Annotated in this window: 22 protein-coding genes; 7 read left to right on the plus strand and 15 right to left on the minus strand. The window is 67.4% G+C overall.

What is annotated here, in order from left to right; genetic code table 11:
- Positions 1-242: 242 nt before the first annotated feature.
- Positions 243-920: an SDR family NAD(P)-dependent oxidoreductase gene (locus Q5701_RS05335; protein WP_306754173.1), complete on the plus strand. Its 678-nt coding sequence runs from the start codon at positions 243-245 to the stop codon at positions 918-920.
- A gap of 25 nt (positions 921-945) precedes the next feature.
- Here Q5701_RS05335 and Q5701_RS05340 read toward each other — a convergent pair whose 3' ends face one another.
- Positions 946-1497: a cytochrome b gene (locus Q5701_RS05340; protein WP_306754174.1), complete on the minus strand. Its 552-nt coding sequence runs from the start codon at positions 1495-1497 to the stop codon at positions 946-948.
- 108 nt (positions 1498-1605) lie between these two features.
- Here Q5701_RS05340 and Q5701_RS05345 point away from each other — a divergent pair, with 108 nt between their 5' ends.
- The 6 genes from Q5701_RS05345 to Q5701_RS05370 are packed head-to-tail and all read left to right on the plus strand — an operon-like array spanning position 1606 to position 8288.
- On the plus strand, positions 1606-2346 hold the full coding sequence (locus Q5701_RS05345) for a CDP-alcohol phosphatidyltransferase family protein (RefSeq protein WP_306754176.1): 741 nt from the start codon (positions 1606-1608) through the stop codon (positions 2344-2346).
- A complete protein-coding gene (locus Q5701_RS05350; RefSeq protein ID WP_306754177.1) occupies positions 2343-3908 on the plus strand; it encodes a sulfatase-like hydrolase/transferase in 1566 nt (521 codons plus the stop codon). The genes Q5701_RS05345 and Q5701_RS05350 overlap by 4 nt, the downstream gene beginning before the upstream one ends.
- 22 nt (positions 3909-3930) lie before the next feature.
- A complete protein-coding gene (locus tag Q5701_RS05355) occupies positions 3931-4926 on the plus strand; it encodes an ABC transporter substrate-binding protein (RefSeq protein ID WP_373568617.1) in 996 nt (331 codons plus the stop codon).
- Positions 4916-5713 carry an ABC transporter ATP-binding protein gene (locus Q5701_RS05360; RefSeq protein WP_306754178.1) on the plus strand — a complete coding sequence of 266 codons (798 nt, stop codon included), beginning with the start codon at positions 4916-4918 and terminating at the stop codon, positions 5711-5713. The genes Q5701_RS05355 and Q5701_RS05360 overlap by 11 nt, the downstream gene beginning before the upstream one ends.
- Positions 5710-7251: an ABC transporter permease gene (locus tag Q5701_RS05365; protein ID WP_306754179.1), complete on the plus strand. Its 1542-nt coding sequence runs from the start codon at positions 5710-5712 to the stop codon at positions 7249-7251. Before Q5701_RS05360 ends, Q5701_RS05365 begins: the two co-directional genes overlap by 4 nt.
- Positions 7251-8288, plus strand: a complete 1038-nt coding sequence (locus Q5701_RS05370; RefSeq protein ID WP_306755345.1) for a glycosyltransferase family 4 protein — start codon at positions 7251-7253, stop codon at positions 8286-8288. Before Q5701_RS05365 ends, Q5701_RS05370 begins: the two co-directional genes overlap by 1 nt.
- A 4-nt stretch (positions 8289-8292) precedes the next feature.
- On the opposite strand, the gene Q5701_RS05375 is transcribed toward Q5701_RS05370, so the two are convergent.
- The 14 genes from Q5701_RS05375 to Q5701_RS05440 all read right to left on the minus strand — a co-directional run bounded on the left by Q5701_RS05375 (position 8293) and on the right by Q5701_RS05440 (position 23279).
- Positions 8293-9186: an FAD:protein FMN transferase gene (locus Q5701_RS05375; RefSeq protein ID WP_306754180.1), complete on the minus strand. Its 894-nt coding sequence runs from the start codon at positions 9184-9186 to the stop codon at positions 8293-8295.
- A 3-nt stretch (positions 9187-9189) separates the two neighbouring features.
- Entirely contained in the window at positions 9190-9762 is a 573-nt protein-coding gene (locus Q5701_RS05380) for a nitrous oxide reductase accessory protein NosL (RefSeq protein WP_306754181.1), read from the minus strand.
- Positions 9759-10580, minus strand: coding sequence for an ABC transporter permease (locus Q5701_RS05385; RefSeq protein WP_306754182.1), 822 nt, complete (start codon positions 10578-10580; stop codon positions 9759-9761). The genes Q5701_RS05380 and Q5701_RS05385 overlap by 4 nt, the downstream gene beginning before the upstream one ends.
- Entirely contained in the window at positions 10577-11473 is an 897-nt protein-coding gene (locus Q5701_RS05390; protein WP_306754183.1) for an ABC transporter ATP-binding protein, read from the minus strand. The genes Q5701_RS05385 and Q5701_RS05390 overlap by 4 nt, the downstream gene beginning before the upstream one ends.
- On the minus strand, positions 11439-12767 hold the full coding sequence (locus Q5701_RS05395) for a nitrous oxide reductase family maturation protein NosD (protein ID WP_306754185.1): 1329 nt from the start codon (positions 12765-12767) through the stop codon (positions 11439-11441). Before Q5701_RS05395 ends, Q5701_RS05390 begins: the two co-directional genes overlap by 35 nt.
- A gap of 2 nt (positions 12768-12769) precedes the next feature.
- On the minus strand, positions 12770-14713 hold the full coding sequence (nosZ, locus tag Q5701_RS05400) for a TAT-dependent nitrous-oxide reductase (RefSeq protein WP_306754186.1): 1944 nt from the start codon (positions 14711-14713) through the stop codon (positions 12770-12772).
- 18 nt (positions 14714-14731) lie between these two features.
- On the minus strand, positions 14732-16960 hold the full coding sequence (locus Q5701_RS05405; RefSeq protein ID WP_306754187.1) for a NosR/NirI family protein: 2229 nt from the start codon (positions 16958-16960) through the stop codon (positions 14732-14734).
- Positions 16957-17337, minus strand: coding sequence for a hypothetical protein (locus Q5701_RS05410; RefSeq protein WP_306754188.1), 381 nt, complete (start codon positions 17335-17337; stop codon positions 16957-16959). Before Q5701_RS05410 ends, Q5701_RS05405 begins: the two co-directional genes overlap by 4 nt.
- Before the next feature lie 121 nt (positions 17338-17458).
- Positions 17459-18955 (minus strand): phospholipase D-like domain-containing protein, encoded by a 1497-nt coding sequence (locus Q5701_RS05415; RefSeq protein ID WP_306754190.1) that lies wholly within the window; start codon positions 18953-18955, stop codon positions 17459-17461.
- 97 nt (positions 18956-19052) lie between these two features.
- Positions 19053-19844 carry an SOS response-associated peptidase gene (locus Q5701_RS05420; protein ID WP_306754191.1) on the minus strand — a complete coding sequence of 264 codons (792 nt, stop codon included), beginning with the start codon at positions 19842-19844 and terminating at the stop codon, positions 19053-19055.
- A 192-nt stretch (positions 19845-20036) separates the two neighbouring features.
- Positions 20037-20744 (minus strand): aspartate/glutamate racemase family protein, encoded by a 708-nt coding sequence (locus Q5701_RS05425; RefSeq protein WP_373568647.1) that lies wholly within the window; start codon positions 20742-20744, stop codon positions 20037-20039.
- Positions 20745-20750: 6 nt separating this feature from the next.
- A complete protein-coding gene (locus Q5701_RS05430) occupies positions 20751-21473 on the minus strand; it encodes an ABC transporter ATP-binding protein (RefSeq protein WP_306754193.1) in 723 nt (240 codons plus the stop codon).
- Positions 21474-21477: 4 nt separating this feature from the next.
- Positions 21478-22260, minus strand: coding sequence for an ABC transporter ATP-binding protein (locus Q5701_RS05435; protein WP_306754194.1), 783 nt, complete (start codon positions 22258-22260; stop codon positions 21478-21480).
- Positions 22257-23279, minus strand: coding sequence for a branched-chain amino acid ABC transporter permease (locus Q5701_RS05440; RefSeq protein ID WP_306754195.1), 1023 nt, complete (start codon positions 23277-23279; stop codon positions 22257-22259). The genes Q5701_RS05435 and Q5701_RS05440 overlap by 4 nt, the downstream gene beginning before the upstream one ends.

Below are 23279 nucleotides of genomic sequence, written 5' to 3' on the forward strand. Positions count from 1 at the left end.
CGGCAGGTGTCGGCACAGAAGACCGGGGGCGTCACATCGTGGAAAGATTTCACAAAATCTGTCGTCCGGTTTCCGATATTTTGCCGCTATCCCACGGCCGCGTCACGGCAACCTCGGCCAAGGCTCACGCGCCCGTCAAGGAACCTGCCGCATACGCCATTCCGCCGCCACGCCCGCCATGGCATTTGCCGCGAACGACAATATCCTGGGACGACGCAGTGGAAACCATGCAAGGGGCGAGGATGGACGACGTGGCGGTGGTAATCGGCGCGGGTGGCGGCATCGGGGCCGCGCTGCTGGATGAGGTGCGGGCGCGAGGCCGGTTCCGGACGGTGATTGGGCTGTCGCGGCCCGACCTGGATCTGAGGGATCCGGCGTCCATCGCGCGGGCGGCGGACCGGGTCGCAGGGATCGGGGCGCCTGCGCTGATCCTGGTTGCCACGGGGGTTCTGCATGGGCCGGGGATGGCGCCGGAAAAAACCATTCGCGCCCTGGACGGCGACGCGATGGCCGCGTCCTTTGCCGTCAATGCCATCGGGCCTGCGCTGATCCTGCGCCATTTCCTGCCGCTGATGCCCCGCGACCGGCGCGCAATCTTTGCCGTGCTGTCGGCCAAGGTGGGCAGCATCGCGGACAACCGGCTGGGGGGCTGGTATTCCTATCGCGCGTCCAAGGCAGCGCTGAACCAGATCGTCCGCACCGCATCGGTGGAACTGCGCCGCAGCCACCCCCAGGCCGTTTGCGTGGCCTTCCATCCCGGGACGGTGGCGACGCGGCTGTCGGACGGCTTTGCCAAGACCGGCCTGCAGGTCCAGACGCCGCGCGATGCCGCATCCGACCTGCTGGACAGCATCGACCGGCTGACGCCCCGGGACAGCGGTGCGTTCCTGGACCGTTTCGGCCAGCCGATCCCCTGGTGACCAGACCAAGGCCTGCCCGTGCCCCCTATCCATCCCCCCGGATCGGCCACATCCGCCCCCAGACGCCGTCGCGGCGGATCAGGGCGTGCTGGGCTGCGGCACCGATGTGGATGGCCAGGACCGCGATCAGGGTGAAGGCGCCGACGGCATGGATCCCTTGGGCGATGTCGGCCACCCGTTCGGACTTGGCAAGCCATGGTCCCATGCCCAGCCGGTCCAGAAGCTCGATGGGAAAACCGCCCGCGCGGACGCGGATGAACCCGCTGACCGGCATGACGACCAACAGGACATAAAGCAGCACATGGGACAGGCGCGCCGCGCCCCGTTGCCAGCCGGGGACGGACCGCGGCAAGGGCGGCGGCCTGTGGGTCAGGCGATAGGCGATCCGCGCTAGGATGACCGGGACCAGCAGCACGCCCGTGTTCTTGTGAAACAGGAACAGCGTGTCCTGAAGGGGCCGGGAAATCCCTTCTTGCGTCATGATCAGCCCCGCCGGGATCATCAGCAGCACCGCAACCGCCACGATCCAGTGCAGCCATCGGGCGGGCGTTCGATAACCGGGCAGGCGTTCGATCATGGCGCGGCTCCTTTGTCCCCGGGCAGGCTAGCAGAAAATGCGGGTTTCGCACAGGTGATGCGGCATGGCGGCGCTTGACGGATCGCGGGCTTGGCCTAGGCTTCGCATATGCGCGGCATCCACCCATCACGGCTGACATCCTTGCGGCAAGCCCGTCGCGGCGGGACGATTCCGGCGCAGATCAGCATGACTGCCATGGCCGGGGTCGCCCTGATCGCCGCGACGCGAACCGTGGTGGCGGGAAACCCCTCTGGCCTGCTGGCGGCGGGGCTTGCCTTTCTGCTGGTCTGCGCCGTTGTTGCGGACCGGATGCGGCAGGGCTATCCCCATGACCGCATCGGCGGGTGCAATGTGGTGACGCTGATGCGCGCGGGTCTGGTCTGCGCGCTGCTGATGCCTCTGTTGGCGGGCGATGCGGGGGGCTGGGCTGTCGCGGCGGTGGCGGGGACCGCGCTGATCCTGGATGGACTGGACGGCTATCTGGCCCGGCGCAGCGGCCTTGCGTCGCGTTTCGGCGCCCGCTTCGACATGGAGGCCGACGCGGCCCTGGCGCTTGTCCTGTCCCTGCACATCATCGCCGGAACCGCTGTCGGGATCGAGATCCTGGTGCTGGGCGCGACCCGTTACGTGTTCGTGCTGGCGGGCATGGCCCTGCCCTGGCTGCGGGCCGACCTGCCCCACCGGCAATGGCGCAAGGTGATCTGCGTGATCCAGATCTCGGTGCTGATCCTGTTGCAGGTGCCTGTCCTGACGCCGGACCAGGCGATTGCCGTCGCCCGCATGACCGCCCTGCTGCTGGCTGGATCCTTTGCGGTGGACATCCGCTGGCTGTGGAGGCACGCGACATGACCGCTGCCCGCCTGCTGGCCGCGGGGCTTGTCATCCATCTGCTGCTGATCCTGCCTGCGGCGCCGATGCCTGCGGCGCAGGCCTTGCTGCGGGTTGCCCCCGAACTGCCGCTGATCCTGCTGGGCCTGGCTTGCCTGGCCGGGGCGGGCATGGGCATGGCGGGGCGCGTGCTGGTCACGCTTGGCCTGGCGCTGCTGGCAGTGCAGAAGATCGCCGACCTGGCGATGATGTCGGCGTTCGGGCGGCCCTTCAATGTGTTGACCGATACGGCGCTGATCGGGGCGGGATGGGATCTGCTGACAGACACGGTCGGCGGACCGGCGCTTTGGGCCGCAACTGCGGGGTCGGTGGTTGCTGCGGCAGGCATCCTGTGGGCGGTGTGGTGGGCCTGCGGGGTGTGGTCTGGGCGGCGTCTGGCCGGGCGCGGGCGGCTGGAACTTGCGGCGCTTGCCGCCCTGTCCGTGACCGTTGCGGGGTCGGGCATGGGATGGACCGGCAACGCGCCCTATGCCCTGGCGCGGGCCAAGCTTTTCAGCAAGACCGCCCAGGATCTGCGGCAATTGAAGGCGTTGGCCGCGCAGGACGACCTGGCAGGCGCGGCGGGCCTGATGGAGGCCATCGACCGTGACGTTCTGGTGATCTTTGTCGAAAGCTATGGCCGTGCCAGCTTTGACGTGACGTTTCATGCCAGCAGGCATCTGGAGACGCTGCGGCGGGCGCAACAACGGTTGGGGGATGCGGGGCTGGCGATGCGGTCGGGGTTTCTGGCCGCGCCCACCCGGGGCGGGCAAAGCTGGCTGTCCCACGCGACATTTGCCAACGGGCTGTGGATCGCGGACCAGGCGCGCTATGGGGCGGTGCTGGCCAGCGGCAGGCAGGGGCTGTTCCACCACGCCCGCCGAGCGGGCTTTCGCACGGCGGCGGTCATGCCCGCCATCACGCAGCCCTGGCCCGAGGGGGACAGGATGGGCTTTGACCGCATCCTTGCCGCAGGGGATCTTGGCTATCGCGGGCAGCCGTTCAACTGGGTGACGATGCCCGACCAGTTCACGCTGGCCGCGACCGACCGGTTGCTGCGCACAAGCGACGGTTCGCCGCATCTGTTCGCGCAGATCGCCCTGATCTCGTCCCACGCGCCCTGGGTGCCGGTGCCGCAGCTGGTGCCTTGGGACCAGGTGAGCGCCGGGACGGTCTTTGACGCCATGGCCCTGGCAGGCGACCCGCCCGAGGTCGTCTGGCGCGACCGCGACCGGGTGCGCCACGCTTATCGCGACGCGGTGGATTACAGCCTGGAGGCGGTCATAGACTATGCCCTCTTGCACGCGGACGATCCGCCGCTGATGATCGTCTTGGGCGATCATCAGGCCACGCCCTGGGTCGCAGGGGACGACCGGCCCGATGTTGCCATCCACCTGATCGGGCCTGCGCATCTGGTGGACCGTGCGGCGGATTGGGGGCTGGCGCCCGGCCTGATCCCCCCTGCCAGTCAAAAGGTCTTGCCCATGGACCGGATGCGCGATCTGATCCTGCGCGGCTTCGGCGACAAGGCGTCACAAACATGATCTTTGCACACAGAGGTTCCTGATGTCCCCCTTTCCCTTCACACGGCGCGGCATGATCCAGGCGGGGGCGGCCGGGCTGGCCTTGGGCGGCATGGGGCTGGCGCGGCCCGCATCCGCGCGCACGCCCGTGGGATTGCAACTGTCCTGGCTGCATTCGGTGCAGTTCGCGGGCAGCTATATCGCCCGGCAGAACGGCTGGTGGACGGATGCGGGGCTGGATGTCACCCTGCTGCAAGGGGGTCCGAACGCGCCCGTCGAGCCGCCGGTGGTGGCGGGGACGGCCCTGATCGGCATTTCGGCCGCCGATTACACGGCCGCCGCCGTGGCCCAGGGCGCGCCCTTCAGGATCATCGGCGTGGCGATGCAGAAGAACCCCTTTGTCATCGCGTCCCTGCCCGGCAACCCGGTCCACACGCCCGCCGACCTTCCGGCCAAGCGGATCGGCATGGCAACGGCGAACACCCCCGTCCTGCAGGCGCTTTGCACGCTAAACAACATCGACATCGCCGAAATCCGGGTCGTCCCCACCCAGTATTCCGCCCAACCCTTGTTGGCGGGCGAGGTCGATTGCCTTTTGTGCTGGGAAACCGACCTGCCTGTCGCGATGGAAATGCAGGGCGTGCGGGCCGAAACCATGCTGCTGGCCGATCACGGTTATGTCCTGCATTCCCAGACCTATATCGCCACCGACGACAGCATCGCCAACCGCCGCGCCGATCTGGTTGCCTTGCTGGCAGGAGAGGTTCGGGGCTGGGACGCCTATCGCGCCGACACCGACGCGGCGGCGGAACTGACGGTGCGGATGTTCCCCGATGCCGGGATGGATCTGGAAACGCAAAGGCTACAGGCCCGCCGCCAGGTGCCCTTGATGTTTTCTGCCCTGACCGACGCCAACGGCTTTGGCTGGTGGAGCGATGAGTCCGTCGAGGCGACGATCCGCACCCTGTCACTGATGGGCCGGACGGTGACACCCGACCTGTGGGACCGTTCGATCCTTGAAGACATCCATGCCCGCTGACCAAAGCCCATCCGACGACATCGTCTGCACCGGCCTGTCCAAGCTGTTCGCGGGCGGCATCCTGGCGGTGGACGGGATCGACCTGACCTTCGCCGCAGGCCGGACCACGGCGCTGCTTGGCCCCTCGGGCTGCGGCAAATCCACCCTGCTGCGCATGATCGCGGGGTTGGAGGATCCGACCGCAGGACAGATCCGCATCGCGGGCGACACCCCCGCCGCGCTGTGCCGGCAGGGCGCGATGTCCATCGCCTTCCAGGATCCCTGCCTGCTGCCCTGGCTGACCCTGCGGCGCAACATCGCCCTGGGGCGCAAGCTGGCGCGGCAGGCGCCCGATCCGCAGGCGGTGGACCAGATGATCGACCTGGTGGGGCTTGGCGGGTTCCAGAACGCCCGGCCTGCGGCGCTGTCGGGCGGGATGCGGCAACGCGCGGCCATTGCCCGCGCCCTGATTACCCATCCCCGGGTGCTGCTGCTGGACGAACCCTTTGGCGCGCTCGATGCCCTGACGCGGCGGCAACTGGCCCTTGACCTGCCGCCCCTTTGGCAGGACCGGGGCACGACAACGATCCTTGTGACCCATTCGGTGGACGAGGCCGTGATGCTGGCCGACCGCATCATCGTCCTGTCGCCACGCCCGGCGCGTGTCCTGGCCGATATCGAGGTGGCCCTGCCCCGCCCGCGCCTGCCCGGCCTGGCGGAAGCCCCGGCCTTCAGGCGGCTTGTCGGCAAGGCCATGGCATCGCTGGTGCAAGGGGGCGAACAGGTCCGATCCATGGCCGCGCAATGACGCGTCCTGCCGCCTGGGCGGGGCCGGTCGCCTTTCTGGTGCTGTGGCAGGGGCTTGCCCTTGCCAGTGGCGGCCTGTTGCTGACCGGGCCTGTTGGCGTCGCGCAATGGCTGTGGTCCAATCCCGGCCTGGCAGGCCGCGCCATGGGGGTGACGCTGGCCAATGCCGCCTGGGGATGCGCCCTGGGCAACGCGGCCGCGATCGGGCTTGCGGGCGTCGCGGTGATCTGGCCGCGCCTGCTGAACCTGGTGGGCGGGCTGGCACTTGTGGTCTTTTGCCTGCCCCTGGTCGCCACCGGCCCGATCCTGCGGGTGCTGATGGGGCCGGGCCAGGGACCGCAGATCGTGCTGGCGGCACTGGCCGTCTATTATACGACGCTGATCCCGCTGCTGGCGGGGCTGCGGGCGGCGCCGCGCGCCTGGTTCGACCTGGTCCAGATCCATGGCCGGGGCCGCTGGGCGGAACTGGTTCATATCCGCGCCCGCGCGTCCCTGCCCTATCTGCTGGCCGGGCTTCAGATATCCGCCCCCGCCGCCATCCTGGGCGCGATGGTGGGCGAATTCACCGGGGCTGAACGCGGCCTGGGCGTGCTGACGATCCGCTTTACCCGCGACCTGGACATTCCCGCCTTGTGGGCGGTCGCGGCGCTGGCGGCGGGTTTGTCGATTGCCGTTTATGCCGCGATCGGATGGCTGGGGCGGCGCATCCTGCCCGATCCGCCGCCCGTCATCCTGGCACCCCCCCGCCTGATCCGGGGATCGCCCCACCGCAAGATGGCCGATGCCGCCCTGCTGGTGGCCGTGGTCCTTGCCTTGTGGTGGGTCGGGACCGAAGGGTTGGACCTGAACCGCTTTTTCGCCAAGCGCCCCCCGGATGTCGCGGCGGCGCTGATATGGGCGCCCGATGCCGGTGCAACCCGCGCCACGCTGTGGGCGGCCACCGTGCAGACCCTGGTTCTTGCCATCCCGGGATATGGGGCGGGCCTGGCCCTGGGGGCGGGGCTTGCGATCCTGCTGGCGCTGCGGCCTGCCTTGTCGGCGCTGATGACGCCCATTGCCGTGGCGCTGCGGTCGATCCCCATCGTCACCACCGCGCCGCTGATCGTGCTGCTGCTGGGGCGCGGGGCGGCGGGCACGATATCCCTGGTCGCGCTGATGGTGTTCTTTCCGACCTTTGTCGCCTGCCAGCACGGTCTGCGTCAGGCGCCCGGCCCGATCCTGGATCTGTTCCGCAGCTATGCGAGCGGACCGCTGCGCCAGATGCTGGATGTCCGCATCCCCGCGATGCTGCCCGCCCTGTTCGCATCAGCCAGGATGAGCGTGCCTGCCGCGATCCTGGCCGCCACGGTGGTCGAGTGGCTGGCGACGGGCCGGGGCCTTGGCAACCTGATGGCGCTGTCAGCCTCGGTTTCCGACTATGCCATGCTGTGGCTGACGGTGGCGGCGGTGACGCTGATCTCGGGGGTGCTCTACGGCGGGGTGTCCATGGCCGAGCGCCGGGTTCTGGCGGTCTTTGCCCCCGAACAGGCCCGCCCGTGATGCGCCCCCTGGCCTTTGCGATCCCCGGAGACATCGCCACGCTGACGGGCGGTTACATCTATGAACGCCGGCTGCTGCAAGGGTTGCGCGCGGCGGGCCACGACGTGCACCATCTGGAACTGCCCGCCAGCTTTCCCGACCCCTCGGCCGCCGACATGGCAACGGCCGTGGCGGCCCTGGCCCAGGTTCCGCCAGACCGGCCGCTGATCCTGGACGGGCTGGTCTTCGGGTCCATCGACACAGGCGGGTTGGGGCAGGTGCGCGCCCCGGTGGTAGCGATGATCCATCACCCGCTGGCCCTGGAAACCGGGCTGACGCCCGACCGGCGCGACCACCTGTTCCGCACCGAACGGGACAACCTGCGGCTGGCGCTCCATGTCGTGGTTCCCAGCCCCCACACCCGCCGCATCCTGGCCGACCGCTATGATGTGCCGCCCGATGCCATCACGGTGCTGCGCCCCGGGGTGGACCGGCCCCGCCTGCCCCCCGCGCCTGCCACACCGCCCCTGATCCTGTCGGTCGGCATCCTGCATCCCCGCAAGTGTCACGACATCCTCCTCGACGCGCTGTCCTTGCTGTCGGATCTGGACTGGCAGGCGGTGATCGTCGGCAATCCCTGGGACCGGGATCATGCCGCGGCCCTGGAACGCCAGCGTGGCGCAAGCCCGCTTGCCGCCCGGATCAGGCTTGCGGGGCGCGTTTCGGCGGATGAGCTTGAGGAGCTTTACGCCCGCGCCGCGATCTTTGCGCTGGCAACCCATTACGAAGGCCACGGCATCGTCTTCGACGAGGCTCTGGTGCGCGGGTTGCCCATTGTCAGTTGCAGCGCGGGCGCGGTGCCCGACACGGTGCCGCAAGGGGCGGGCCTGCTGGTCCCCCCCGGCGATGCGGAGGCCTTTGCCGCGGCGCTGCGGCAGGTGATTGCAGATCCCGGCCAAAGGCAGGCCATGGCGGACATCGCCCTGGCCGCAGGGCTGCTGCTGCCCGGCTGGCAGCAGATGGCGGACGGGGCCAGCCGGGTGCTGTCGCGGATCTGACGCGTCAGACGCGCGCGTCCTCCAGCCGCGCTGCGGGAAAGGCGGTCATCAGGGCATCCAGTTCGCCCCGGTTCCGCGTCAGGCAGGCGGCGGTGGACAGGGCATCGGACAGGGCCGCGCTTGGGGCGGATACCGTGACCTGCGCCCAGGCCGAGGACGCAGGCTTTCCGGTCCGGGGATCCAGGATATGCCCGTCCTGCCCGCCCACGTCAAAGCACGTCCCGCGCGGGGCCGAGGTTGCCAGGGCGCGTGCCGCCAAAGGAACGCTGGCCCCATCGGCGATGCGCACCGGCCACGCGCGGTCGCCCAGGGCGCGCATCTCGCCCGTGTCGATGAGGATGTCGGTCATCCCTTGGGTTTCCAGCAGCGTGGCCACGCGGTCCGCGACAAAGCCCTGTCCGATGCCGTTCAGCGTCAGCGCCATGCCGGGTCGCAGGATGATGGCCTGGGGCGAAAGCGTCACATCGCCCCAACCCCCGGGGACCAAGGCGGCGTCGCGTTCGGCCTGCGTGGGGCGGCGGTCCTGGACGGCCGCCCTGGCCCAGGCAGCCCACAGCGGTTGCAGGGTCACGTCAAAGGCGCCGCCGCTGGCGCGATGCACGGTTCCTGCCAGGGACAGGCATTCCAGCAACTCGAACGGCGGGGCGTCAAGCCGCCCCGTGCGGTTCAGCCGCGACAAGGCGCTGTCGGCGCGGTAAAGCGACAGGATGTTTTCCAGCCGGTCGATCTCGGCCAGGCAGCGGGCGGTGATGGCGGGCGCATCCGGATGGTCCAGCCGGATCGAGGTGCGGGCGCCAAGTGCCTGGCCCGACCAATACCGGGGCGCGGCGGCAAGCGCGCCGGGCAAGCTGGCGGCGACGGCGGAAATGGTCAGGAAACGGCGGCGGGTCAGGGTCATGGCTTATCCCTCGGCCGGACGCGACAGGGCGCGCAGGCGGTTCTCGAAATCGGCGTCGTCGGCTGTATCGGTGGGACCGGTCTCCTCGGGCGTCAGGACCAGGTCGTCGGGAATATCGGACAGGCGCATCACTGTGCCGCCTTCCTGCACGGCAAAGGCATCGGCTGCGTCCTGGGTGGCAAAGGGCACCGCCTCGGGCGCGCCCATGCCGCCTTCGCGCGCCGATCCCAGCACGAAGAAGGCATCGGCGGCGTCGATCCAGTTGCCCTTGCCCGGAACCTCCCATGTGGCGCCCGATGCGCCCATGTCATTGACCTGCATGGCCAGGATCGGGTGGCTTTGTTCGGGCAGGCGGGCATAGGCGATGGCGTCGCGGACCTGGCTGAAGAACAGGGGCGTGCCGGGCATCCCCTCCAGATGGACCTGCGCCTTGGGACCGGGATGTTCCAACAGGTTCATCTGGCAGAAATGGCCCAGCGTCTCGGCCGTCAGCTCGACGGGGGTCGTGTCCTGCGCGACCTCCTGCTTGCAGGCAGCAAGGCCAAGGCACAGGGCCAGGATCAGGGCGCGTTTCATGGCGAAACCTTTCGAAAGGCGGCGATGGCCAGCATCAGCGCCAGCAGCGGCCAAAGCGCGATGGACAGCGCCGACTGCCACAGGGGAATGGCCGCCGCCGCACCGCCCATCCCGCCCGCCGCGGCACTGGCTTCGGCTGCGGCCAGGTTGAACAGGCGGAAGGCATCGGCGGGGTTCGCCAGCAGCGCAAAGGGCAGCGCCTGCGTCGTCAGCGCGCCGCCGCCGTCCGACACGATCAGCGCCAGCAGCACCAGATCGTAAAGGACGACCGCCCCCAGCCACAGCCCGACCGCCAGCCCCGCCGCACCCGACGGCCTGCGCGCAAGCGCCGACAGCCCGTAGCCCGCGCCCAGGAAGGTCGCGCCCAGAAGGACGGAACTGGCAACCAGCCGCAGCAGCGCGGGCAGCCCAGTGGCAGATGCCGGATCCATCCAGAACGCCGCAAGCGCCGCCGCGCCATAGCCCGCCAGGACCGCCAGCGTCAGGACCGCCAGATGCGCCAGCAGCTTGCCCGCCAGGATTTCCGCCCGTGAAACGGGATAGGTCAGCAACAAGGACAGGGTGCCGCGCTCGACCTCTCCGGCGATGGCGTCAAAGCTCATCAGCAGGGCGATCAGAGGGACCAGATAAACGGCCAGCGAGGTGAGGGAGGCCACGATCACCGACAGCCGGTCGGCGCCGATGTCGCCCGTGGGCGCGGCGCCTGCGGCAGCCAGGACAAGCGCAAAGACCACCATCAAGGCGACGGCGATGGCGACCCAGCGGTTGCGCAACGCGATGCGGAACTCGACACCGGCGGTGGACAGGATGCGGTTCATTGCCCGTCCCTTTGGCTGAAATGGGAATAGATGTCTTCCAGACTGGGCGGGATCACCTCCAGATCCTCGACCTGCGGCAGCCCGGTGATGCGCGCCAGGATGGCCAGCTTGTCACCCTGGGCGATGTCCAGGTGCAGCCGCCCGTCGCCATTGGCCCGCGCCATCGGCAAGGCGGCGGACAGCGCCGCCTTTTGTCCCGCCACAGGGGCCACGCTGATCGCCACCGGCAAGGCGGCCTTGCGGCGCAGGTCGGGCAGCGAGCCTTCGGCCATCAGCCGCCCCTTGGACAGGATCAGGATGCGGTCGGTGCGCGCCTCGACCTCGGTCAAGGCATGGGACGACAGCAGGATCGCGGTGCCGCCCGCCGCCAGATCGTCCAGCAGGGCATAGAAATCGCGCCGCGACACGGGGTCCAGGCCCGATGTCGGCTCGTCCAGGACCAGCAGGCGCGGCTTGCCGATCAGCGCCTGCGCCAGTCCCACGCGCTGCCGCATCCCCTTGGAATAGGTGCCGATGCGCCGTTTCGCGGCATCGGCCAGACCCACGCGGGCCAGCAGGTCCAGGGCCTGCGCCGGGCGTTCGCCGCGCAGGGACAGGTAATGGCGGATCTGCTCCCCGCCCGTCAGGGCCGGATGGAAGGCCGCGTTTTCGGGCAGATAGGCCACCTGCGCGCGGGCCGCAGCGGAACCGGGGGCCGCACCGCAGACCGTGACCGCGCCTTCGTCGAAGGGGATCAGGCCCAGGATGATCTTCATCATCGTCGATTTGCCCGCGCCGTTATGGCCCAGCAGGGCCACCCGTTGTCCGGGTTCCACCGTCAGGGACACGTCGCGCAATGCCTCGACCCCGGCAAAGCGTTTAGTGAGATGCGATATCGTCAGGGTCGATGTCATCGTAATTTCCTTTGGCCCAGCGTCCTGCCACCTCGGCCTCATGGGTTTCGATCCGGGGCGGAACGGGGATGGTCAGCGGGCGCATCAGCGGATGGCTGTCGGTGACGCCGCCGGGAAGGGTGGCGGGAAAGCTCGACTGGCTCCAGCGGACAAGCTGCACGGCGGGCGATCCGGTCAGCAGGGCAGCGGCGGGCTGCGACCACAGGATATGGTCGATCAGGTCGTTGGGGCGGTACGTGCCGTCTGCCACCCCGTCGCCGTTCAGGTCATAGGCCGGGTGGTCGGACCAGAAGTTGCCGCGCCCCTCGTGGCTCCATTCCATGAAACGGGTGCCCACGTATTTCACCTGCTCGCGGTTGGCGATGAAGGCATTGCCGGTCAGGACGTTCTTTTCCGACCCGGCGGTAAAGTGGATGCCGATGCCGCAACCTTCGAAGCGGTTGTCCCAGATCAGGTTCTTGTGGGCGTTATAGATGAACAGGCATTTCTTGGTGCCGCCCCGGATCAGGTTGCCGGACACATCGGCATTGTTGGCATAGTTCAGCATCAGCCCGTGTTCGCGGTCCCCCAGGCTGAGGTTGTTCAGGATCTTAGCCCGGTCCGAAAACATGATGGCAAAGCCCAGGTGGTTGCCGATGCTGGTGTTGCCCGACACCTCGGTGTTGCGGGTGTACATGAAATGCACGGCGAAGCGCAGGTCGCGCAGGATGTTGTTGCGATAGATGCTGTCGGCGCTTGCGTTGGAAAAGATGCCGTCGCGGCCATAGCGGATCACGTTGCCGTCCAGCAGCGTGCCGGGGCTGTTCCAGACATAGATGCCGTTGCCGCGCTCGTTCATCTGTCGGTTCTGGCGCCCGGTGATGCGGTTGTTCGTGACCTTGGCATCGCGCCCGCCATGCACGTCGATGCCGTGCAGGTTGTCGGTCAGGATCAGGCCGTCGATCTGCGCACGGTCGGCGCCTTTCCCGATCTTCACGCCCGCGTCCAGATCCTCGTTCTTCGTGCCCGATCCGGTGACGGTGAAACCGCGCAGCGCCACGTCGGGGACGCCGATGGTGATCACGGTGCCTTGGCCCTGCCCATCCACCACGGCGCCTTCGGGGCCGGTGATCGTCAGGGGGCGGTCGATGGCGACGGGACCAGGATAGGCCCCGTCACGCAAGATCAGCACATCGCCGGGGGCGGCCCCGGCGATGGCCTGGGCCAGCCTGCCCGGACCCGGCGCAACCTGATGCTCTGCCGCGAAGGACGGCAGGGCAGCGAGCAGAGCAAGGATCAGGGCAAGCAGGCGCATGGTCAGGCAGCCTTCGGTTCGACGAACATCCGGCCGCGCATCTCCATGTGCAGGGCATGGCAGAACCACTGGCAGTAATACCAGTAGACGCCCGGCTCGCTGGCCACGAAGGTCACCGACGACGTCTGCTGCGGCCCGATTTCCATCGCGACGCCATAGTTGCCCATGGTAAAGCCATGGGTCAGGTCGTCGATCTCGTCCATGTTGGTGATGATGACCGTGACCTCGTCGCCTTGCTGGACCGTGAAGGTTTCCAGGCTGAAGTTCGGCGCCACGCTGGTCATATAGACGCGGACCTTGTTGCCGTCGCGGATCACCGTGTCGGCCCAGTCGTCGATGTTGACGCCGTCCGCCTCGGCCTGCTTGCGGGTTTCGGCCCACATGGGATCCTGGCGGTCCCAGACCGACTTGATGCCCGACATGATCGACGGATGGACCGCGATCGCGTCATGGGGTTCCGCAAAGTTCGGGCCGTCATGGACAAGAACCATCTTGTCGCCCGAGATGTCGATCAGCTGGTCGTTTTCAGGCTTCAGCGGCCCCACGTTCAGGAAGCGGTCCTTCGAGAACTTGCACAGCACCACCAGCCAGTCGTTGGTGGCGTCCAGCGTCTCGCCCATCACGGTCTTGAGGTGGCCGGGCTGATACTGCACGTCGATCTTGTCCTTGATCGGATCGACCTGTTCGCCATTATGGGCGCGGATGGCGTCCTCGATGTTCCACTTGACGACCTGGCTGTCCAGGAACAGCGAGGTATAGGCATTGCCCCGCCCGTCGAATGCCGTGTGGAGAGGCCCGAGACCCAGTTCCGGCTCGGCCACCACGGTGCTGCGCGGATCGGCGTTTTCCGTGAACAGGGCGTCGAACTTGGTCACGTCCAGCACGGTCACGGTCGGCGACAGCTTGCCCGCGATGCACAGGTGCTTCTTGTCGGGCGCCATGTTGCAGCCGTGAGGGTTGTTGGCGATCGGGATATAGCGGGTCAGCTGGCTGTTGGCCTCTTTCCGCCCGTCCAGCACCTTGACGCCGTTCAGTTCCTGGTAATCGCCCGCCTCGACGGCCTTCTCGATCTCGGCGATGTTGAAGACGACGACGTGGTCCATCTCGGCCTCGGTCATCTCGGCCAGGGTCATCCCCATTTCCGAGTTGTACGAGGTCGAGAAGGCCCACTTGCCTTCATAATCCGCATCGACGTTGTCCAGGTTGCCCGACACGATGACCTGCCACGCGACCTGCATCTCGTCGGCGTTGACCGCCGTGAAGATGTTCACATAGGTGGACGGATCGTCCATCGTGGTGCCGTCGTTGACCAGCGGCGCTTCTTCCTCGCCATTGGCGAACAGATAGTTGGTGCGCGGGAATTTCTGCGGCCGGAACCCGTGCATGGCCTTGGCGTTGGGGATTTCCAGGATGGAATCGCATTTCATCACGTCGCAGCGGATACGGGCCACGCGGCTGTTGGCCTTGTCCTGCGTGAACAGGTAACGGCCGTCATACTTGCCCTCGGTGAAGGACATGTGCAGGTGGTGCAAATCGCCGTTGTCGTGGATTTTCTTGCCGTTGGCTGCCAGCAGGTTCTTGGTCTTGTCCGACATCGTCCGCTGATGGATGCGGATCGATTCGTTGGTCTGCCCCCAGCCCGTGGCCGAGCAGCGGTTGAAGACCGGGATCCGCATCAGTTCGCGCATGGACGGCACGCCCAGGATGCGCGCCTCGCCCGTCTGGCCGGACGACCAGAAGCCGTAATAGCTGTCCAACTGGCCCGGCGCGACCGCGCCATTGCCTTCGGCCGCGCGGGCAGCCCCCGTGGTCGCGGCGGTGACGCCCGCCGCGCCCCCCAGGCCAAGCGCCAGCCGCCCGCCGAAGGCGGTCGCGGCCGCCGCGCCCCCCGCCGTCGCGCCCAGCAGCATCCGCCGGCTGAGGCCCCGTCTGTCGTTCATCTCCATGGTCGTCTCCTGTTACGTTCAGAGTGAGGGTTCGGTGACGCGGGCCGCGTTGGGATGGCCCGAAGGGGGCTTGCCCAGGTTCGGGACCGCGCTTGCCGCCAGCTTGTCGCGCCGCTTCACCTTCTTGATGACAACGGGACAAACGGTCGGCGATTGGTAAAGCACCTGGCAATGCAGGCAGTTGACGCATTCGTTCGGATTGATCTCTCCGGTCGGATGGATCGCCTGCACGGGGCATTCATGGGCGCAGATCTGGCAGGGATTTCCGCATTCGTGATAGCGTTTCAGCCAGTCGAACATCCGCAGCCGCGCCGGGATCGCAAGCGCCGCGCCCAGCGGGCACAGATACCGGCAATAAAACCGTTCGACGAACAGCCCCGCGACCAACAGCGCCACCGCATAGGCGACAAAGGGCCAGGCGCGCACGAAGTTCAGGATGATCGCGGTCTTGAACGGCTCGACCTCGGCCAGCTTTTCAGCCTGCTCGACGCTGGCCAGGGACACGCCGAACAGGCCCAGGAAGATCATGTATTTCAACGGCCACAGCCGTTCGTGCAGGCCCCAGGGCAAGGTCCATTGCGGGATGCGCAGCTTGCGCGCGACCTGGTTGGTCAGTTCCTGCAACGCGCCGAACGGGCACAGCCAGCCGCAATAGGCGCCGCGCCCCCAGAACAGCAGGGCGGCAGCCACCGCGAACCACAGGATGAAGGTCAGCGGATCCAGCAGGAAAGCCTGCCAGCTGAAACCCGTCATCAGCGACCCCGTCAGGGCCATGATGTTGACCACCGACAGTTGCGCGTTGAACATCCAGCCCAGCACGACCAGCGTGACCGCCAGATAGATCATGCGGAAGGCATAGAAGCGCCGTTCGTTCCTGACCGCGAAATGCTGAAAGAAGAACACGCCCGTCAGCACCGCCAGCATGACCGCCAGCACGGCGATCTTTCCCCGGGAATCCTGCCAGATGCGTTTCCACAATTCGGCCTGGGCCTGGGTTTCCTCTTGCACGATGGGCGCAGCGGCGGCTGGCGCCGTTTCGGGCGCAGGGGGTGTCACGAGGCGCAGGTACTGGGGGGGCAGCTGATAGGCCAGGTCGAAGGTCTGGAAAACCTTTTCGATCGGCCCGACCTCTCGCTGCACCAGCAGCTGGATGCGAAACGGCTTGGCCGGGTCGAAGCCCGTGCCCGCCGGGATGCGGAACAGATCCGTTTCCGTGAAATCGGGCGCGCCCTCGGCGGCGATCCCGTTGATGCGGCGGTGATCGCGGTCGCGGAACCGGACGGACACGTCGTCCTGGATCAGCACGATCCGGTCGAAGATCCCGCCCCGTACATAGCCCGACCCCTTGAAGCTGTAGAGGCCGCGTCCAAAGACCGCGATGGCGTGATCCCCGTCGGCCAGCCAGCCGCGCAGGTTCGCATCCGCCGCCTCGCCCAGCAGCGCGCGGCCGATGGCGGGGACGGATACAAGCGCCACCTGCATCTCGATAAATGTGGTTTCCGGCGGCTCGGTCAGGGCGCGCGCGGCGGCGCGCGGGTCGGGATTGGCCGCGAACCCCGCATTGACCTGGCCCACGTCCAGCATCAGGCGGCGCAGCGTGCCGTCGCCCTCCATGGTGGACCAGTCGGCAGGCGCCGTGGCGGCAGAGTCGATCTCGTATCGCGGCCCGGTTGCCGCAGCCTCGGGCGCCAGGCCGCCCAGGCCCAGGGCACGGGCGACCTTCAGCCCCGACCGGATGACGGAATCGTCGATCACCATGACCGTCACCGTCGCGCCGGAGATGATGTCCACGTCATGCGAAGTCCCGCCCGAGCGTGCCTCGGCCACCAGGTCCAGGCCCCTGTAGCCCTCGACAAGGGTGCGGACCTTGGCCTCGGGGATGCCGATCAGGACGATGGGTTCGGAATGCTTGACCAGCCGGACGCCCGCGATCTTCGCATCGGGATCAACGGCGATCAGCGTATGAATGGGCTTGCCGGAATAGCCGGTGGTGCCCACGAAATCGGATGTGACAAAGGCCCAGGCGATTGTCTCGCCCCCTTTCAGGACGGGGGCCGCGGCCACGTCGTCGCGGATCGGGCCAAAGCTTTCGGCGCCGGGAACCAGGTCGGATGCGATCTGATCGGGAAGAAGATCGGCCAGGACGGTCTGGGCGGCCGCAGGCAGGGGCGCCAGCATTGCCAGGCAGACCAGGGCCAGAATGGCCGACAACAGCAGGCGGTGCAGGGACAGGCGTAGGATATTCATGCGCGGAACCAAGGGGTCAGGACTGGGGGGCCGCGCGACAGGGGACCGGCCGCCCTGCGGGACAGGACCAGGGCCGCAACCTCGGGCCGATGGACGGCAGGCAGCCAGTCGGTCGGCCGTGTCACATGGGCGGCTTGCGCCGGATCCGAAGGCACCGGCAGGATGCAGGCCGGGCAGTGGCTGCAATCCTGAGGGCCGTTGCCGGTGTCTTCAGAAACGGCCTGGACGGTCTTCATTGCGCCGTCGCTGCAAATGACGATCGTCATCGCCTCGGCTGACGTCGAAACGCCTTGCGCCCATGGACCCAGCAGCAGCAGCAGCGCAGGCAGGATCGCCAGGCAAAGCCGCAAAGGGACAATATATTGGGCGCGTTTCATAGGCTTCCAATAGGTTGCAGGGTCTGACCCGTCTTTGCGTTAGATCAAACAGCACACTGGTTGCACCTTGTGAAGTCAACCGCATGGTGTGCGACCCGTCAACCCTTTGCGCCCCCCGGGCCTATCGCCGCCTTTGCCGCCACAGCATCACCCCGCCCGCCAGCACCGCCCCGCCGATCAGCATATGGCGCGCGGTGACGCCCACCCGCGCCCGGGCGCTGCGGCGATAGCGGGGATCAAAGAACCGCGTATCGGCCAGGATGCCGCCCAGCCAGGTTTCGCGGCGCGGGCGCAGGGGGCGCAGGCTGCGTCCCTGCGGGCGGCACAGCGTATCGAGCGCGCCCAGCAATCCCCCTTGCCGTTCGATTTCCTGGACCACGCAGTCCTGGGACAGGCCCAGATGTTCCGCCAGCAGGGTGGTGCGGATATGGCCGATCAGGCGGCGCGTCCCGTCGTCGGTTGCGGTGATGGCCACGTCGCATTCGGTGTCAAAGCCCATGGACCGGCGGTCGATATTGCTGGATCCGATGCGCAGCAGCACGTCGTCCACGATCATGATCTTGGCATGGACATAGATCGGCTGGCCGCTTTCGGTGACGGGATACAGAATGCGGAACCGGCGATGGGGATCGCGGGCCTGCAACTGCCGGATCATGCGGCTGCGGGTGACGTGCATCGCCTGGTCTTCCAGGGCGCCCTGGGCGGCATGGGGATTGATCACCACGATTTCCGGGCAATCAGGCCGCGTCAGGCGCCGGGCGATGGCGCGGGTGACGCTGCCGGCGCAGAAATACTGGGATTCAATATAGATGCAGTGTTTCGCGCCCTTGATGGCGTCCAGATACAGATCCTCGATCTCGTGGATGCCGGGCTTGTCGGCCTCGGGCGGGGCGGTGCGGGCGATGGCCAGGGGGATGTCGCGAAAAACCGTGTCGATGCTGTCCGGCCACAAGTCGGCGCCTGGGGAAAAATCCTCCTCGACGGCGGCGTCATGGGCGCGTTCCCAGCGGGCGCGGGCCAGTTCCGACAGCGCCGCCGCCGCCGGTCCCGAAAACACGGTCGAGGCATCGTGCCAGGGCTGCGCATCATCGCCGTTCTTCAGGCAGCGCAGAGGATTGTCGTCCAGATGATCGCGGTCGTCCCAGCGGCCATCCGTCATGTCGATGCCGCCGCAAAAGGCCAGGCTGTCGTCGATGACCACGATCTTCTGGTGATGGCAGGCGCCAAGCGGGTGGCGGCCGTCAAAGGCCAGGTGGATCTGGTCGGGCGACATCAGCTTGACCTGAAGCGCGGGCAGGATTCCGCCCGGCGCGATCAGGGCGCCCCCGCTCCATTTCAGCAGATAGATGTTCAGGCCGGGGCACCGGTCCACGATGGCGTCCAGGAACAGGCCGATCCGGTTCGGAAACCCGTCGGGGGCCAGGCCGTCCCCGTCGCTTTCGCCGGGCAGCATCTCGATCTCGAAATCGAAATCCCAGCCGATCATCATGACCATTCGCTGCGCCTTCAGCAGCGCCTCGCGCAGGGCGCGGAAATAGGCCTGGCCGTCGATGATCACGGACAACCGGTCCGCCGTTTCCACCCGCCAACAATTCCGCCCCGGCTGCAATTCGATCATGACCCGACTTCCCTTGATACGACGCCTTCCCGGCGGAACGCGTGCAAGGGAAATCACGTCCGGGTCAAACGGGTTCCGTAAAGGGGAAACCGCCCGATCACCCCGCCCCGTCGGCCAGGAGCCCCACCCCCTCGCGCACGATGCGCATCCTGTCGGCCGGATAGGGACGCAGCAAGGCCCGCGCATCCGAAGGGCTGCCGCACAGCCATTGGTCATGATCGGCAGGATCCAGGATCACCGGCATCCGGGTCGGATGAACCGGGCGGACCAGGTCGTTGGCGGTTGTGGTGATCATGGTATGGGTCAGCCAGTCACCCGCCTCGCCCGCGACCCCTGGCTGGCCCGCACGCCATAGGCCCGCAAAGGCAAAGGGCGGGCGGTCATCGTCGCCGGTCAGCGCGAACCACACATCGGTCGCCGGGTTGCGGCCCTTGGCCTCGCGAAAGCTGGTGGCCGGGATCAGGCAGCGGCGATGCAGAAAGCTGTCCTTCCACAAGGCGCCCGTCATCTTGTCGTCGCGGGCGTTGTTCCAGGCCACGGGCGCGATCGGCTTGCCGGTCTTTTTCGACAGCGCGGGCGTCAGGAATCCCCAATGTGCCCGGACCAGCTCGCGCGGGCCGTCAGGGGACAGCCGGACGATGGGCGCCTCGTATTTGGGCCAGATCGCGGGCCAGTCGGTCGCGTTTCCCAGGTGGTCGCGGCCGGCAACCACGTCAAAGACCTGCCGCATGTCATGCTGGCTGAGGCGGTTGGAATACAGATTGCAGATGGACGACCCTCCGGTTGTCGGGATGCTGGCACGCCTGGCCGTATCGCTTGCGGCGGCATCGCCTGTCGCAGAGGGATCCTCTGCGGCCTGCAAGTCCGGCAAGCGGGGGCCTTTGCCCATTGTTATGCCGAGAACCCCCGAACGGTCGATTGCAAATCGTTCCCGGCCGCGCCTTTCCGTCCCGCAGGGGAGGCGCGCGATCCCGCCGCGCCGCCAGACCGTCTGGATCAGGCAGAACCAAGCCTTAACCCTGCGCGGGCCTGGACTGACCGCTTGCCGGTTCCTTGCGGGGGAACCGGCGGCGCCCGTCCGTTAGGGCATTTCCAGCTTGTGCGGGGGCACCGGGGCATAGCCCCCCAGGCGAGACGTGCGCAGCCCCAGCCGCACAAGGGCTTCGCACAATGCGACCGCGCAACTGACACCGTCCAGGACAGGAAGCCCATGTTCGTCGGACAGCCGCCCGGCCAGGTCGGTCATGCCCGCGCAGCCCAGGACGATGGCCTCGGCCCGGTCCTCGGCGATGGCGCGGGCGATTTCCCCGCTGATCCGGGTGCTGGCGTCGCTGCCCGGTTCCTCCAGTTCCAGCACAGCCACCTCGGACGACCGGACGCGGCCGCAGCGCGCCCACAGGCCGTAACGGTGCAGGTTGTGTTCCAGGGCCGGGACGGACCGGGCCAGCGTGGTCACGACCGAGAACCGGTTCGCGATCATCGAGGCCATGTGATAGGCGGCCTCGCCGATGCCCACGACCGGCTTGTCGGTCAGGCACCGCGCCGCGTCCAGGCCGGTGTCGTCGAAACAGGCGATCACCACCCCGTCCACGTCGGGCGTGTCGCGGATCACCCCCAGCAGGCCCGCAAGGCTCATCGCCTCGTCATAGTAACCCTCGATCGAGGCGGGGCCGCGGGTCGGGTTCGCCCCCAGGATCTCGGTCCCCGGCGCCGCGGCGCGCCGGGCGGCGGCTGCGATCTTGGTTGTCATCGAGGCGGTGGTATTCGGGTTCAGGACCAGGATGCGCATTGTCATCTATACCTCTGCGCCCAGATAGGCGGCCTTGACGCGCGGATCGGCCAAAAGCGCCCGGGATTCCCCCGACAGCACCACCTGCCCCGTGGACAGCGCATAGGCCCGGTTGGAAATCGACAGCGCCATGCGGCTGTTCTGTTCGACCAGCAGCACCGACACGCCTTCGTCGCGGCTGATGGCCACGATGGCCCGCGCGATGTCCTGGACCAGCTTTGGCGCGATCCCCAGGCTGGGTTCGTCCAGCAGCAGCAGGCGCGGCTTGGCCATCAGCGCACGGCCGATCACCATCATCTGCTGTTCGCCCCCCGACAGGGTGCTGGCCTGCTGGCCGAACCGTTCCCGCAGGCGCGGAAAGCGGGCCAGGATGCTGTCCAAGGTGCGGGCGATATCGGCCTTGTCGCTGCGGGTGAAGGCGCCCATCAGCAGGTTGTCCTTGACGCTCATCAAGGGAAAGACACGCCGTCCTTCGGGGACCATGACGATGCCCCGGCGCACGATATCGGCAGCGGACGTGCCGTCCAGCCTTTCCCCCAGATAGGTGATCTGGCCCGACTTGATGCGCCGCAGCCCAGTGATCGCGCGCAGGATCGACGACTTGCCCGCGCCGTTCGCCCCGATCAGGGCCACTGTCTCGCCCTCGTGCAGTTCCAGCGACACGCCCTTCAGCGCATAAACGTGGTCGTAGTAAAGCTCGACATTGTCGAAACCCAGCATCCGTGTCATGCGCCTATATCCCGATTGCCGCGTCTTCCGAACCCAGATAGGCCTCGATCACGCGGGGGTTGGCCTGGATGTCGGCCGGGCTGCCTTCAGCGATCTTCTGGCCGAAGTTGATGCAGACGATCCGGTCGGAGATTTTCATCACCGCAGGCATATCGTGTTCCACCAGCAGCACGGTGACGCCGCGTTCGTCGCGCAGCCGCCGCACCAGGGCCACCATGCGCATGGTTTCGTCATGGTTCATGCCCGCGAAGGGTTCATCCAGCAGGATCACCTGCGGCTGCGTCGCAAGCCCGATGGCCATGCCAAGCGCGCGCAGATGGCCCTGCGGCAGGGTCGCGGCCAGTTCGTCCCGTATATCCGTCAGGCCCAGGAAGGTAATGATGTCGTCGGCGGACGCGGCGAAGTCCGCCTCGTCCGCGCGAGCCTGGGCGCTGTTCAGGAAATAGCCCAGCAGGCTGGCGCGCGACCGCAGGTGATGGGCGACGATGACGTTCTCGCGCACAGTCATCGACCGGAAGATGGTGGTTTCCTGGAAGGTCCGCACCACCCCCATCCGCGCCACCTTGTGCGGCGGCAGGCCGGAAATGCGTGCGCCCTTGTATCGCACCTCGCCCGCCGTGGGTCTTTCGAACCCCGCGATCTGCTTGAACAGCGTGGATTTTCCCGCGCCGTTCGGGCCGATCACCGACAGGATCTCGCCCTGCGTCACGTCGAAGCTGATGTCGTTGTTGGCCGTCAGCCCGCCGAATTTCTTGGTCAGGTTCCTGATCTGCAGGATCGCGCTCATCTGCCGGCCCCTTTCTTGTCGAACAGGCTCAGAACGCCGTTGGGCAGCACCAGCATCAGCGCGATCATCGTGCCGGAATAGATCAGCAACTGGTATTGGCCCGCGACCTGCAGCAGATCCCAGCCGAAATACAAAAGCAGCGTGCCCAGCATCGGCCCCAGGACATAGCCCAGGCCCCCGACAAAGCAATACAGCATGAAGTTCACGCTGTCCTGGACCACGAAGGACGATGGATAGATGGATTGGGAAATCGACACGAACATCGCCCCCGCCACGCCCCCGAAGAAACTGGAAATCGCATAGGCCAGCACCCGCAGCCAGGCGGTGTTGACGCCAATCGAGGCCGACAGTTCCTCGTTCTGCTGAAGGCTGCGGCACAGGTGGCCCAGGCGCGAATTCACGATCCGCCACAGCACCAGATAGACCAGCACCATCACCACGACGGCCACGAAGTAAAAGGCCTGGCGCGGGTTCTGAAGCGTCGCGAAATCGGGGATCAGGGTGATGCCCATGACCGACAAGCCCCCCGGCAGCGGGATCGAGGTGATGCCCTTGGCCCCGTTGGTGATGGGCAGCGCCAGGGCAGTCAGGCGCGCGACCTCGGTCAGGACAAGGGTCACCATGGCGAAATACACGCCGCGCAACCGCAGGATCGGCCAGCCGATCAGCACGGATATCCCGGCGCAGAACAGACCCGCCAGCGGCAGGGTCAGCCAGAAGCTGACACCGCCCTGGGTCATCAGGATGGTCGAGACATAGCCCCCCGCCAGGGCATAGGCCCCCTGCCCGATATTGATCCGGCCGATATAGAAGGTCAGCCAGACCCCCGCCGCCGCGATGGACAAAAGCGCCACCGAGGTCAGCGTGTAATAGAAATCCCATCGCCCGGTGGCGGCGATAAAGGCGGGCACGGCTCCGAAGACAAGGGCCAGGAAGGCGGCCAGGCCCAGCAAGCGCCGGGGCGACAGGCGGCGCCGGCCAGGTGCGGGCGTGGTCAGGACGGATGCTTGGGTGTTCAT

It is taken from the genome of Paracoccus actinidiae (assembly GCF_030863885.1).
GTDB classification, from domain to species: domain Bacteria; phylum Pseudomonadota; class Alphaproteobacteria; order Rhodobacterales; family Rhodobacteraceae; genus Paracoccus; species Paracoccus everestensis.

Coding starts and splice junctions, on each gene's coding strand:
- Q5701_RS05335 (WP_306754173.1), top strand. CDS start 243: ATGGACGACGTGGCGGTGGTAATCGGCGCGGGTGGCGGCATCGGGGCC.
- Q5701_RS05340 (WP_306754174.1), bottom strand. CDS start 1,497: ATGATCGAACGCCTGCCCGGTTATCGAACGCCCGCCCGATGGCTGCAC.
- Q5701_RS05345 (WP_306754176.1), top strand. CDS start 1,606: ATGCGCGGCATCCACCCATCACGGCTGACATCCTTGCGGCAAGCCCGT.
- Q5701_RS05350 (WP_306754177.1), top strand. CDS start 2,343: ATGACCGCTGCCCGCCTGCTGGCCGCGGGGCTTGTCATCCATCTGCTG.
- Q5701_RS05355 (WP_373568617.1), top strand. CDS start 3,931: ATGTCCCCCTTTCCCTTCACACGGCGCGGCATGATCCAGGCGGGGGCG.
- Q5701_RS05360 (WP_306754178.1), top strand. CDS start 4,916: ATGCCCGCTGACCAAAGCCCATCCGACGACATCGTCTGCACCGGCCTG.
- Q5701_RS05365 (WP_306754179.1), top strand. CDS start 5,710: ATGACGCGTCCTGCCGCCTGGGCGGGGCCGGTCGCCTTTCTGGTGCTG.
- Q5701_RS05370 (WP_306755345.1), top strand. CDS start 7,251: ATGCGCCCCCTGGCCTTTGCGATCCCCGGAGACATCGCCACGCTGACG.
- Q5701_RS05375 (WP_306754180.1), bottom strand. CDS start 9,186: ATGACCCTGACCCGCCGCCGTTTCCTGACCATTTCCGCCGTCGCCGCC.
- Q5701_RS05380 (WP_306754181.1), bottom strand. CDS start 9,762: ATGAAACGCGCCCTGATCCTGGCCCTGTGCCTTGGCCTTGCTGCCTGC.
- Q5701_RS05385 (WP_306754182.1), bottom strand. CDS start 10,580: ATGAACCGCATCCTGTCCACCGCCGGTGTCGAGTTCCGCATCGCGTTG.
- Q5701_RS05390 (WP_306754183.1), bottom strand. CDS start 11,473: ATGACATCGACCCTGACGATATCGCATCTCACTAAACGCTTTGCCGGG.
- Q5701_RS05395 (WP_306754185.1), bottom strand. CDS start 12,767: ATGCGCCTGCTTGCCCTGATCCTTGCTCTGCTCGCTGCCCTGCCGTCC.
- nosZ (WP_306754186.1), bottom strand. CDS start 14,713: ATGGAGATGAACGACAGACGGGGCCTCAGCCGGCGGATGCTGCTGGGC.
- Q5701_RS05405 (WP_306754187.1), bottom strand. CDS start 16,960: ATGAATATCCTACGCCTGTCCCTGCACCGCCTGCTGTTGTCGGCCATT.
- Q5701_RS05410 (WP_306754188.1), bottom strand. CDS start 17,337: ATGAAACGCGCCCAATATATTGTCCCTTTGCGGCTTTGCCTGGCGATC.
- Q5701_RS05415 (WP_306754190.1), bottom strand. CDS start 18,955: ATGATCGAATTGCAGCCGGGGCGGAATTGTTGGCGGGTGGAAACGGCG.
- Q5701_RS05420 (WP_306754191.1), bottom strand. CDS start 19,844: ATGGGCAAAGGCCCCCGCTTGCCGGACTTGCAGGCCGCAGAGGATCCC.
- Q5701_RS05425 (WP_373568647.1), bottom strand. CDS start 20,744: ATGCGCATCCTGGTCCTGAACCCGAATACCACCGCCTCGATGACAACC.
- Q5701_RS05430 (WP_306754193.1), bottom strand. CDS start 21,473: ATGACACGGATGCTGGGTTTCGACAATGTCGAGCTTTACTACGACCAC.
- Q5701_RS05435 (WP_306754194.1), bottom strand. CDS start 22,260: ATGAGCGCGATCCTGCAGATCAGGAACCTGACCAAGAAATTCGGCGGG.
- Q5701_RS05440 (WP_306754195.1), bottom strand. CDS start 23,279: ATGAACACCCAAGCATCCGTCCTGACCACGCCCGCACCTGGCCGGCGC.